Genomic DNA, 12,389 nt, shown 5'->3' on the forward strand with positions numbered 1-12,389 from the left:
TTGGATTCGCGCCCCGAGGAGACACGAGAGGGCGAGTGGGCCATCACCGGCCACCACCAGACAGGGAGCCTAGACCACCATGATACGGAACCTCCGCCACGCCGCCCTTGGGGCCACACTCAGCACCGCCGCGATGATCGCCGCCGCCCCCGCGCAGGCCCAAGTGACCATTGAATACTGGCAGTATTTCTTCGAAGCCCGCGTCACCGCGATGGAGCAGCTGATCGAAAACTTCGAGGCCGCGAACCCCGACATCACCGTCAACATGACGACCTTCCCCTATGCCGATTACCGCACCCGGACCGCCGTTGCGATCCCGGCGGGCGAAGGCCCGGATGTGGTGCAGCTCTTCTATGGCTGGCTGAATGACTATATCGAGGCCGAGCTGATCCAGCCGCTGCCGGTCGAGGCCTTCCCGCCCGACGAGATCAACGCGGAATTCTTCCCGATGGTGCAGGCCATGGAACGTGACGGCCAGTATTACGCGCTGCCGACCGCGGTGCGCAGCCTGGCGCTCTTCTACAACAACCGCCTCTTCGAGGCCGCCGACATCGACGGTCCGCCCGAGACGCTGGATGAAATGGTCGAGATCGCGGCCGCCCTGACCGAACGCGATGGCGCGGGCAACATCACCCAGGTGGGCCTGACCTCGGGCATGACCGCGCAGGACCACCATTGGTGGCGCGAGGTTCTGGTGCGCCAGTTCGGCGGGGAACCCTACACCGACGGCTACCGCAACGTGGCTTACGATTCCGAGGCCGGGCTTGCGGCGCTCAACTTCTACCATGGCCTCTCGGCCGAGCATGGCGTGACGGATGCGGGCTTCATGGACGAGCCGCAGGCCGCCTTCCGCGCCGGACGCGCGGGCATGCATATCGACGGCTCGTTCCGCATCGGCGCGCTGGAAGGCACGCGCGGCCTGGATTGGGGCGTGACGGAACTGCCGGCAGGGCCCGATGGCACGCGGTCGAACTATTCCTCCTACTGGGTGAACGCGATCACCAGCCGCGCCGAGGGCGAAGAATATGACGCGGCGGTCCTGTTCATGGATTACATCACCTCGCCCGAGGCGATGCAGATCTGGCTGGACACGGTCGGCGAACTGCCCGCGCGCGAATCGGTCGGCATGATCGACGAGAACGCCGAGCATCCCGTCTACGGCCCCTTCATCCGTGGCCTGGAATACGCCAACACCACCATCTTCGCCGATGAATCCGCGCAGCGGCAGATCCTGGTCGAGATGCTGGAGCGCATCAACCTGCAAGGCCAGGATCCGGCGGAAAGCCTGGCCCAGGCCGCCGCGGCCGAGCAGGACTTGCTCGACGCCTATTACGGCGAGTAACGGCAGACAACTTCCCCGGCCCGCCACGTCCCCGGCGGGCCGGACACATTCCCCGCAGACCTCGTCAGGCCAGACCCGATGTCCTTCTACCGCGCCCTCTCCATTCGCCAAAAACGCACCCTCTGGGCCTGGGGTTTCCTGGCCGTGCCCATCATCTTCTACGTGGTGATCCGGTTCTACCCAACCGGCAACGCGATGGTGCTGAGTTTCCAGAGCTGGAACCTGCTGGGTGACCGCGAATGGGCGGGGCTGGCCAATTACCGGGTGCTGTTCAGCGATCCGGTGTTCTGGCAGGTGTTCTGGAACACGTTCAAATACCTGCTGATCGGCACGCCCATCAGCCTGGTGATCAGCTTTTTCATCGCCTATCACCTCGACAAGGTCCGCTTTGCGCATGGCTTCCTGCGGGCGCTCTATTTCCTGCCTTTCATGACCTCCGCCGTGGCCATGGCCTGGGTCTGGCGCTGGTTCTACCAGGGCGTGCCCATCGGCCTGTTCAACAACATGCTGGCCTCGGTCGGCATTGGGCAGGTGGAGTTCCTGAATTCCACCACCAACGCGCTGCCGTCGATCCTGGCGCCCGCCGTCTGGGCCGGACTGGGGTTCCAGGTGATCATCTTCATGGCCGGTTTGCGCGCCATCCCGCGCAGCTATTACGAGGCCGCCGAGATCGACGGCGTGTCGAAATGGACGGTGCTGTGGGAGATCACGATCCCGCTTCTGCGGCCCACCATCGTCTTCATCGTCGTCTTCTCCTCGATCGGGTTCTTGCGCATCTTCGACCATGTCTTCAACATGACCACGAACAATCCCGGCGGGCCGCTCAACTCGACCAAACCGCTGGTCCTGATGATCTACGAGACCGCGTTCCGCAGCTTCGACATGGGCTATGCCGCGGCGCAGACGGTGGTTCTGTTCCTGATCCTGCTGGTCGTGAGCCTGATCCAGCTGCGCATCCTGAGGGACAGCTGAGATGACCGCCACCGACACCCAGATCCGCGCCACCTCCGCCGCCCTGCTGGAGGGCACCCGCGCCAAGCAGCGCCGAAGCCTCGGCCAGACGATCCGCTGGCTCTTGCTCTTCGCGGGCGGCATCGCGATGATCATGCCGATCGCCTACATGCTGTCCACCTCGCTGAAATGGCCGTATGAGGTCTATAATGTGGGCCTCATCCCCGAGGAGCCGCATCTGGAGAACTACGCCTATGTGCTCGAAGATGGCCGTTTCTTCGGCTGGTTCATCAACTCGCTGATCATCGCGGTGCTGACCACGGTCTCGAACCTCTTCTTCGACAGCCTCGTCGGCTACACGCTGTGCAAATTCACGTTTCGCGGGCGCCAGATCGTCTTCATCGCGATCCTGTCGACGCTGATGATCCCGACCGAGATGCTGGTGATCCCGTGGTATATCATGAGCCAGAGCTTCGGCTGGCTGGACAGCTATTGGGGCATCATGTTCCCCGGCCTGATGACCGCCTTCGGCGTCTTCCTGATGCGGCAATTCTTCCAGACCGTGCCGGACGATTTCATCGAGGCCGCGCGCATCGACGGGCTGAACGAGTTCCAGATCTACTGGTCGGTCGCGCTGCCGATGGTCAAGCCGGCGCTGGCGGCCTTGGCGATCTTCGTCTTCCTGGGCAACTGGACGGCGTTCCTGTGGCCGCTCATTGTGACCACCGACGCCGCGCTCTACACGCTGCCGGTGGGGCTGTCCTCGTTCGGGGACGAGGCCGATGTGCAATGGGAGCTGATCATGACGGGGGCGGCGATCTCGACCCTGCCGACACTGATCGTGTTCCTGATCTTCCAGCGTTTCATCATCCAGGGCGTGGCGATGGCAGGTCTCAAGGGATGATTGTGCGCCAGGATCCACCGTTCCGCCGTGAGTATTTTTGCCAAGAAGATGCGGAAAATTCGACTAAAATTGCCTCATCTTCTTGGTCCAAATACTCGAATCCGACCCCTGCCGCGGGCGCTATCGGTGCAAGAGAATGACCGACAGTTCCACCTTCCCCGACCCGACCTATCGCGACACGGTTCTGGCGCCGCTCTTCGAGGGGGTGAAGACCCATTTCGCAGGGCACATGGCGGCGATCAACCGGGCACATCTGGTGATGCTGACCGAGACCGGCATTCTGGGCGCGACGGAAAGCGGCCGGATCGCGGGCGCGCTGCGCGACATCGAGGCGGAGACCGATCTCGAGACGCTCAGCTATACCGGCGAGCACGAGGATTATTTCTTCTATGTCGAGGCCGAGTTGAAGCGGCGCCTGGGGCCGGATCTGGGCGGCATGCTGCACACCGCGCGCTCGCGCAACGACATGGATCATACCGTGTTCAAGCTGACCTTGCAGACCCGCGTCGCGGCGATGCTGGAGGGGATGACGGGCCTGGCCGAGGCGCTGATCGCGAAGGCGCGGGAAGACCGCGATACCGCCATCGTCGCCTATACCCATGGCCAGCCGGCGCAACCGTCGACCTTCGGCCATTACCTTGCCGCCGCAATCGAGGTGCTGCTCTCTGACATCGCGCGGTTGGCGCGGGAGGCGGGCGCGCTGGATCTCTGCCCGATGGGGGCCGCCGCGATCACCACCTCGGGCTTTCCCATCGACCGGGCGCGGGTCGCGGAGCTTTTGGGCTTTGCCGCGCCGAAACAGAACTCCTATGGCTGCATCGCCTCGGTCGATTACATCACCGGGCTTTATTCGGCCCTGAAACTGCCCTTCCTGCATCTGGGCCGGGTGATCCAGGACATGGCCTTCTGGTCCGCCTTCGAGGTTGGCCAGCTGCATGTGCCCAATTCGCTGGTCCAGATCAGCTCGATCATGCCGCAAAAGCGCAACCCGGTGCCGATCGAGCATATGCGCCACCTGGCCAGCGTCACCGTGGGGCGGTGCGAGACGATGCTGGGCACGATGCACAACACGCCCTTCACCGACATGAACGATAGCGAGGGCGAGGTGCAGGCGGCGGGCTATGACGCCTTTGCCTCGGGCGGGCGGGTCATCGCGCTGCTGACCGCGTTCCTGCCCGCGTGCAGGATCGACGAGGGCCGGGTGCGCGCCAATGCCGATGCGGCCTGCGTCACCGTCACGGAACTGGCCGATACGCTGGTCCGGGTTGAGGGGCTGTCTTTCCGGCAGGCGCATGAGGTCGCGGCGAAAACGGCGCGGGCTGTCATCGCCGAGGGCTGCACCCTGGGGGCGGGATACGGCGATTTCGCCGCCGCCTTCCGGGCCGAGACGGGGCGCGATCCGGGCCTCTCCGAGGAGGAATTCGCGCAGGCCACCTCGCTTGACGGCTTCATCGCCCGGCGCGACCGGTTCGGCGGGCCCGCGCCCGCGCCGATGAATGCCGCACTTGAGGGATATGCCGCCGGGCTGGACGGGTTGCGCGCCGATCTGGCCGCCATCCAGACCCGCCGCCGAGATGCCGAAACCGCGCTGACCACAGCCTTTACCCAATTGACGGAGCCCGCCTGATGTCCGACCTCGCCCTGCGCAACCTGGTCAAGAGCTATGACAAGACGCAAGTGCTGCACTCGATCAACCTCGATGTGGCCGATGGGGAGTTTGTCGTCTTTGTCGGCCCGTCCGGCTGCGGCAAGTCCACCACGCTCAGGATGATCGCGGGGCTGGAGGAGGTGACCTCGGGCGAGATCGAGATCGGGGGCCGGGTGGTCAACAACCTGGAGCCCAAGGAACGCGACATCGCCATGGTGTTCCAGAATTACGCGATCTATCCGCATATGACGGTGCGCAAGAATATCGGCTTTGGGCTGCGGTCGTCGAAGCTGTCGAAACCCGAGAAGGAGGCCCGCATCGACGAGGTGGCGGGTATCCTGGGCATGACCGATCTGCTGGCGCGCAAGCCCGCGCAGCTCAGTGGCGGGCAGCGCCAGAGGGTCGCCATCGGGCGTGCCATGGTGCGCGATCCGGCGGTGTTCCTCTTTGATGAGCCGCTCAGCAACCTTGACGCGCAATTGCGCACCCAGATGCGGCTGGAGATCAAGAAACTGCACCGCCGCGTCGGCAACACGATCATTTTTGTCACCCATGACCAGGTCGAAGCCATGACCATGGCCGACCGGATCGTGATCATGAAGGACGGCCATATCCAGCAGGTCGGCACGCCCGACGAAGTCTATCACAAGCCCGCCAACACCTTCGTTGCGCAATTCATCGGCGCGCCGTCGATGAACCTCCTGGAGGGGACGGTCGAAGACGGCGCTGTTTCGCTGACGGGCGGCGGGTCGGTGCCTCTGACGCAGGTCAAGGTGGCCGAGGGGCGCGCGGTCAAGTTGGGCGTGCGGCCCGAGGATCTGCACCTGGCAACGGAGGGCGATACGCTCTTTGAGGGCGAGGTATCGGTGGCCGAGCCGCTGGGCGCGGAGACGCTGCTCTACGTGACATTGGCGGGGCGCGAGATCATCGCCACGGGGCCGGGACGCAACCCGCCCAAGGCCGGGGATCATGTGCGCCTGAGCGCCGATCCCGCGCAGATGCACGTCTTCGATGCCGAGACGGGCGCGGTGATCGCGTGAGCGGGCAGACCGTCATCTGTGCGGGCCGCATCTATTGCGACCTGGTGTTTTCCGGCCTCGACGGTCCGCCCGAACCGGGGCGCGAGGTCTTCGCGGAAGCGCTGGCGCTGCGGGCTGGCGGCGGGGCCTATATCACGGCGGCCTATCTGTCGGCGCTCGGGGGGCAGGCGGGGCTGATGGGGGTGTTGCCCGCGCCCCCGTTCGCCGATTGCGTGACGCGCGAGATGGCGCAGAACCGGGTGCGCTCGCATTGCAGCGCGGCCGGTGCGGGCGATCCGCAGATCACGGTGGCGCTGGCCCGGGGCGGCGACCGGAGCTTCATCACCCGGCGCGTCGGCGCGGCGCTTGCGGGGGCTGACCTGCCACCCGCAAGGCACCTGCATATCGGCGAACTGACCACGGCGCTGGAGCATCCCGAATTGATTGCCAGGGCGCGGGCGCGGGCCATGTCGGTCTCGCTCGATTGCAGTTGGGACGCTCGCGCGCTGGCGGATCCCGGGACGGCGGAGGTGATCGCCTCGGTCGACATCTTCCTGCCGAACGCGGCGGAAATGGAGGCGCTGGCGGCAAGCGGCATCGCGGTCGCGCCGCGCCTGATGAGCGTCATCAAGCGCGGGGCGGAGGGCGCGACGCTGATCGGCGCGGAGGGCGCGCGGATCGAGGCGGCGGCGATCCCCACGACGCCAGTGGATACCACCGGCGCGGGCGATGCGTTCAACGCGGGCTTTCTGGCCGCCTGGCTCGACGGGGCGGAGATGGCCGAGGCGCTGGCCCAGGCCAATCGCTGCGGGTCCATCGCCGTGGGCCGGATCGGCGGGGCGGGCGCGCTGCCGGATTTGCGCCTGCCCGAGACGGGGATCTCAGGTCAGGCGCGCCGTCAGGTGTGAGACCAGCGTGAACATCGGCGAATGGGTGTAGCCGTAATCCTCGACCGTCAGGTCGGGAAAGTCGCGGGCAAGGCGGGTGATGACCTGCTCCACCTCCATCGTCACCGCGTAGCGCCCGATGCACGAAAAGATGCCGCCGCCGAAATTCAGGTGCGGCGGTTCCTCGGTCCGGTCGATATCGAACCGCTCCGGGTTGGCGTAGTAGCGCCCGTCCCAATGCGTGGCCCCGATATTGGCGAAGACCGGCGTGCCGCGTGGGATGGCGACATCCGCGATCTGCATATCCTCCATCGCCTCGCGCGACGTGGAAATGCTGCGCGGGCGGTAGCGCATGACCTCACGCACGGCGGCGGGGACCAGCGCTGGATCACGGTGCAGGCGCGCCCAGATCCCGGGCCGGGTGGCAAGCTCGATCACCGCGATGCCGATCTGGTGCGAGGAATTGTCGGTATTGGCCTCGGCCAGCTTGATGACCCAGTTGCGCAGGTCGTCGGCGTCCAGATGTCCGGCCTTCTCGGCGGCGATCAGGTCTGACAGAAGATCATCGGCGGGGCTGGCGCGGCGGTCCGCGATGCGGGCATCGACGAAATCTATCAGCGCCTCGAAGGCGTCGAGAATCTCCTGCCGGTGCGCGGGGTTTCGGGTATGGACCTTCTGCACCGAATGCGAGGTGCGGGCGACGAAGGCGGCCTCCTCGAAGGGTGCGCCGATCCAGTAGCAATAGACGGCAGACGGGGTGGGGTCGCAGAGCGCGCCGATCAGGTCGACCGATTGGTCGCGCGGGATGGCGTCGATCACCCGGTCGACCACCTTTTCGATGTCGCCGCGAAACCGCTCGGTCCCCTCCGGCCCCATCAGGCGGGTGACGGGCAGGCGCAGGTCGCGCCGTCTTGGCCCGCGATTGTGAAACGAGATCGAGTTGCGCTTGTAGTCCAGCGGGCGGCCCTCGGGCAGGCCAAGCACGTTCATCAGCTTGGGATGCCCGGTGCCAAGCTGGCGGTCGAGGATGGCCTGGCGGCAGAGGTCGTAATCGAGGATTTCCACCCCCCGCGCGCTGCGCGCCACCTGCCAGTTCCGGGCCCACCCGGCCAGTGTTTCGAACGGCGCGCGCTGGTAGTCAGCGCTGTCAAAATCCAGTTCGGGCAAGTCTTCGATGGTCTGCATGAACGGCCCTCCTGCTGTCCGTAAAAGAATAGACATAATCGCGGTGCGCTGGCAAAGTCATCCTGTCAGGAAGGGGCAGCCATGCCGACCCGTGTCCAGCAATTCCACAGACGCCTGACCGGATCGTGGTCGGCCCGGTCGTCCTGGCCCTGTTTCATCGTCAATTGCCGCAGCTCTCCCGGCTTCTGATCCTTCACCCGATCAGACAACAGGAGAATGACCATGAAAGACCGAACGACACCGACCCCGGTGCAGGAGGCATACGCGCGCGATGGCGTCGTCCTCTTGCAAAACGTCCTGACGCCCGACTGGCTGGAAAAGCTGCGCGCGGCGGTGGACGAGGAAATCAAGCGCGGCGAGAGGTATTTCGCCTACAAGAACATGCGCGAGAGGCCCGGAACCTTCCAGGATTACTGCCTGACCTCGGATATCGGCGCGCGGGTCGCGGAGGTTGCGGGCTCGCCCTGGACCTCGCTGATCTATGACCAGCTTTTCGTGAAGGAGCCGGACACCAAGACCCAGACCGGCTGGCACACGGATCAGCCTTATTGGCCGGTCGCGGGGCCGATCATGACGATGTGGATCGCGCTGGACGAGGTGGACCCCGACAACGGCGCGCTGGAATTCGTGCGCGGCAGCCACGCCTGGGGGGCGAAATACCGGCCCTTCAAGACCGATCAGAAGGGCGCGTTCCTGCATTACATGGAAGAGGGCAACCCCGACTATATCGACATGCCCGATTTCGAGGCCGACCGGGACCGGTATGACATGCTGCATTTCGCGCATATGAACCCCGGCGATGCGCTGGCCTTCGACGGCATGACGGTGCATTCGGCGATGGGCAACCGGACCACGACCCGGCGCAGGCGCGGCTATGCGATCCGGTTCGCGGTGGAGGGGGCCACCTATGAGCCGCGCGATTCCGTCACTGAATGGCTGCATGATGACAGCCTCGCCCCCGGCGCGCCGTTTCGCGGCGGGCGGTTTCCGGTGATCCACGGGGCATGACAGGGGCGGGCCGGCGGCGGACCTCCGGCCCATCTTCACACCACGGTCTCGGTCGCCTCCGCCTGGATGGCGCGGTCGAGTCCCTGCCGGAACAGCTTGGCCCCCTTGTCGAGGCCAAGGTCGATATGCGGCGTGACCGCGTGTTTCATGCCCACATGGACCTTTTCCAGGATCGCCTTGTCTTCCAGAAACGCCATCCGCGCGCCGTCATTCATGTAGCGCGAGATGTCCTCGTCCCCGGCATGGTCGCTGCGGTGCTGGAACCAGAAATAGCGCGTCTTGTCCTCGGTGATCGGCGTCATGAAATTGTAGGAGATGTTGGTGAAGGTCTCATCGACCGGCGCGCTGTCATAGCCACCGGTTCCGACCGGCGTGTAGACCGATTTGTTGAGGCCGATGGCGGGGCGGCACATCTCGTAATGTTGCAGCCGGTCGCACATGCCCTCGAAGCGCACCAGCCTGGCGTAATAGGGCGAGGGCGGTTGCCCGAAGATCCACCGCGAGACGATCACGCCACGGTCGGTCTTGTTCACATCCAGCGGTTCCTCATCCGTGCCCGCGCCGGCGAAGCTGGTGACATGGACCCAGGCGACATGGCTGGGATCGAGCAGGTTGTCGCAGACCCAGAGGTAGTTGCAATCGACATCCATCACCCCGCCATCGGTGAGGCCCCAGGTGGGATCGTCGTAATTCTCGACCTCGAAGATCGTGTCGGGATCGGCCAGCGCGGGGTCGCCCATCCAGATCCAGAGCAGGCGGTAGCGGTCCACGACGGGGTAGGATTTCACCACCGCGCGGCGCGGGGTCATGCCGCGCTGCGTGGGGCTGTCGATACAGATGCCGGTGCAGTCGAACTTGAGCCCGTGATAGCCGCATTCGACCGTGTCGCCGATCAGGTTGCCATCCGAGAGCGGCAGCTTGCGATGCGGGCAGGCGTTTTCCAGCGCGACGGGCGTGCCATCCTCCTGCCGGTAGAACACGATATTCTCGCCCAGGAAGGTCTCGGCCTGCAATTCGCGGCCCACATCCTTGCTCCACGCCGCGACATACCAGCAATTCCTCAGAAACATCCGCAAGCCTCGCCCCTCTTGTTCCGGTTGCGCCGAGTATGCGCCGATGCGCCGCCCAACGCCATGCCGGATCGGTTATGCGTGGCATTAGGCTGGCTAATCAGGAAACGGGGCCGGGGATCTCGGGCTGCGTCTCGGCCTCGGATTTGATCCAGGCCAGGAACTCGCGGATCTTGGGGCTGTCATCGCCGCCCTTGCGGCGGACAAGCCAGTAGGACAAGGGCGAATCCGTGATCTGCGGGAAGGGCCGCACGAGGCGTCCATCACAGAGCGCGTCGATGACCAACGGTTCGCGCCCAAGTGCCACGCCGACGCCCTCGATCGCGGCTTGCGTGACCATGTTGGCCTGCCCGAACCGGCGCGAGCGCGCGCCCACAGGCAGGCTCACGCCGACCCTGGCAGCCCAGTAGCTCCAGGTCGGGTTCTTGTCGCCGAAGGTCAGGGTTTCATTCTCCAGCAGCGTGTGATGGGCCAGATCCTCGATGCGGCGCAGCGGATGCGGGCGGCTGAGAAGGGCGGGGGCGCAAACGGGAAAGAGCCGCTCGTTCAGCAGCAGATCGACCTCCGCATCGGGGTGCTGGCCAAGGCCGTAGCGAATCCCGATATCGGCATCGACGGCAGAGAACGGCACCTGCCCGGTATCGGTCGCAACGGAGATCGAGAGGTCGGGATGGGCCAGGTCGAAGCGCAACAGGCGCGGGAACAGCCAGGTGAAGGCAAAGCCCGGCAAGCAACTGATCACAATGGTCTTGTCGGCGCGGGTGCGGTCGCGCAGCCGGGCGCAGACATCCGAGATGCGGCCAAGACCGGCGGCGATGGCCTGGGCCAGTTCCTCGCCCTCGCGCGTCGGCGAGGAGCCGCGCGCGCCGCGCACCAGCAGGTCTTGCCCCAGCCATTCCTCAAGCGCCTTCACATGCTGGCTGATGGCGCTCTGGCTGACGCCCAGTTCATCGGCGGCGGCGGAAAACCCGCCCTGGCGGACGACGGCCTCGAAGGCGCGCAGGGCGGAGAAGGGGAGGTTGAGGATCATATTAGCCAGTCTAATGCCAACCATTACAGGTTTCAAATAGTCGTGATGCAACCGGCGCGGTAGTCTGGCGGGCGCAAGGATAGGAACGACCATGACCGACATGACGCCCGAACGCGGCGCGCGCAACCTGCTGCTCAACTGTGCCGAGGCCAAGCCCGGTGAGCGGCTGCTGATTGCCTATGAGCCGCCCGGCTACGGCTATTTCGACGCAGACGCCGTGCCATGCGTGGCAGCGGCGGCTGAGGGGCTTGGCCTGCATGTCGATACGGTCGATGTCGGTTTCAACCCCGACAACCCGCATTTGCCCGCGCATCTGCTGCACCGCTTCGAGGCCGCCGATATCGTGCTGTTCCTGGCGCGTCTCGGCGATCAGCTGCGCTTTTCCGAGATGCCGCAGGGCAAGAAGATCATCGTCAGCTTCGCGCTGAACCGCGAGCTTTTCGGCTCGGGCTTCGCCAATGGGCATCACGACGCGTTCCTGGAGATCAAGGACGCGGTGAACGGCGTGCTGGACCGCGCCACCCATGTCCGGCTGACCTGCCCCGCAGGCACCGACATCACCGGTCGGCCCGAGATGAACCTCGAGGCCGATGGCGACACCTCGATCCTGCGCTTTCCGATGTCGGTCTTCACGCCGGTCCCGGCCTACACGTTCTCGGGCCGCGCCGCGCTGGCGGGGTTCCTGACCGGCACCGGGTCACGCTATTACGACGACTATAATGTCGAGTTCGACGCGCAGGTCTTCGCCCGGTTTGAACAAGGCCGCCTGACCGGGTTCGAGGGCGGGGCCAGCGACGTCGCCCGCGCCAATGCGCATTACGACCGGGTGTCGGAAAAATTCGGGATCGACCGCAACTTCATCCATTCCTGGCACGCGGGCATCCACCCCGGCTGCGGCTTTCCCTGGGACATGCGCGAGAATTACGAGAAATGGGGCGGCGCGGCTTTCGGCAATCCGCGCATCCTGCATTTTCACACCTGCGGGGCCTATGCGCCGGGCGAGATCAGCTGGAACATCGTCGATCCGACCATCGTGATCGACGGCGTGACCTTCTGGGATCGCGGCGTGTTTCATGCCGAACGCCTGCCGGGTGGCGCGGCGATCCTGGCGCAATACCCCTGTGCCGCCGCCCTCTTTGCCCATCCCGCCCGCGATATCGGCTTTCGCCCCGATCCCGCGCCGCAGATGTTGGCCACGGCTTGATCGAATCGCCTGATACTTGCTAATCAGACCTCAATGAGGGCGCAGATGAGCGTGCCCTCATGGTGCGGAGCACTCCCGTCTCCGGTCGCTGGTCCTGGAAGGGCTGATCGCCCCCGCCAGCACAAATTCACGAGACTTCAC

General features: G+C 65.3%; 11 protein-coding genes. 8 read left to right on the forward strand and 3 right to left on the reverse strand.

The window, feature by feature from the left end; genetic code table 11:
* Positions 1-79: 79 nt before the first annotated feature.
* From HNS34_RS00300 to HNS34_RS00325, 6 genes are all read left to right on the forward strand, one after another.
* The gene (locus HNS34_RS00300) at positions 80-1,342 is read left to right on the forward strand and encodes a sugar ABC transporter substrate-binding protein (protein WP_172316855.1); all 1,263 of its coding nucleotides are present in this window, start codon (positions 80-82) and stop codon (positions 1,340-1,342) included.
* Between the two features lie 78 nt (positions 1,343-1,420).
* The gene (locus tag HNS34_RS00305) at positions 1,421-2,314 is read left to right on the forward strand and encodes a carbohydrate ABC transporter permease (RefSeq protein ID WP_172316857.1); all 894 of its coding nucleotides are present in this window, start codon (positions 1,421-1,423) and stop codon (positions 2,312-2,314) included.
* 1 nt (position 2,315) lies between these two features.
* Positions 2,316-3,197, forward strand: a complete 882-nt coding sequence (locus HNS34_RS00310) for a carbohydrate ABC transporter permease (protein WP_172316859.1) — start codon at positions 2,316-2,318, stop codon at positions 3,195-3,197.
* Between the two features lie 136 nt (positions 3,198-3,333).
* Complete coding sequence (argH, locus tag HNS34_RS00315; protein WP_172316861.1) at positions 3,334-4,824, forward strand: argininosuccinate lyase; 1,491 nt, start codon at positions 3,334-3,336, stop codon at positions 4,822-4,824.
* Positions 4,824-5,885: an ABC transporter ATP-binding protein gene (locus tag HNS34_RS00320; RefSeq protein WP_172316863.1), complete on the forward strand. Its 1,062-nt coding sequence runs from the start codon at positions 4,824-4,826 to the stop codon at positions 5,883-5,885. Before argH ends, HNS34_RS00320 begins: the two co-directional genes overlap by 1 nt.
* Positions 5,882-6,772, forward strand: coding sequence for a carbohydrate kinase family protein (locus HNS34_RS00325; RefSeq protein ID WP_172316865.1), 891 nt, complete (start codon positions 5,882-5,884; stop codon positions 6,770-6,772). Before HNS34_RS00320 ends, HNS34_RS00325 begins: the two co-directional genes overlap by 4 nt.
* On the opposite strand, the gene HNS34_RS00330 is transcribed toward HNS34_RS00325, so the two are convergent.
* Entirely contained in the window at positions 6,746-7,936 is a 1,191-nt protein-coding gene (locus HNS34_RS00330) for a cytochrome P450 (protein WP_172316867.1), read from the reverse strand. The genes HNS34_RS00325 and HNS34_RS00330 overlap by 27 nt on opposite strands.
* Before the next feature lie 222 nt (positions 7,937-8,158).
* Between HNS34_RS00330 and HNS34_RS00335 the strand changes: the two genes are divergently transcribed.
* Entirely contained in the window at positions 8,159-8,944 is a 786-nt protein-coding gene (locus tag HNS34_RS00335) for a phytanoyl-CoA dioxygenase family protein (protein ID WP_172316869.1), read from the forward strand.
* 35 nt (positions 8,945-8,979) lie between these two features.
* Here HNS34_RS00335 and HNS34_RS00340 read toward each other — a convergent pair whose 3' ends face one another.
* Both HNS34_RS00340 and HNS34_RS00345 read right to left on the reverse strand, forming a co-directional pair.
* Complete coding sequence (locus HNS34_RS00340) at positions 8,980-10,014, reverse strand: aromatic ring-hydroxylating oxygenase subunit alpha (protein ID WP_172316871.1); 1,035 nt, start codon at positions 10,012-10,014, stop codon at positions 8,980-8,982.
* A 100-nt stretch (positions 10,015-10,114) separates the two neighbouring features.
* On the reverse strand, positions 10,115-11,044 hold the full coding sequence (locus HNS34_RS00345; protein ID WP_172316873.1) for a LysR substrate-binding domain-containing protein: 930 nt from the start codon (positions 11,042-11,044) through the stop codon (positions 10,115-10,117).
* A 91-nt stretch (positions 11,045-11,135) separates the two neighbouring features.
* Here HNS34_RS00345 and HNS34_RS00350 point away from each other — a divergent pair, with 91 nt between their 5' ends.
* Complete coding sequence (locus HNS34_RS00350; RefSeq protein ID WP_172316875.1) at positions 11,136-12,248, forward strand: hypothetical protein; 1,113 nt, start codon at positions 11,136-11,138, stop codon at positions 12,246-12,248.
* Positions 12,249-12,389 lie beyond the last annotated feature (141 nt).

This window comes from Alterinioella nitratireducens, assembly GCF_013155465.1.
GTDB lineage: Bacteria > Pseudomonadota > Alphaproteobacteria > Rhodobacterales > Rhodobacteraceae > Alterinioella > Alterinioella nitratireducens.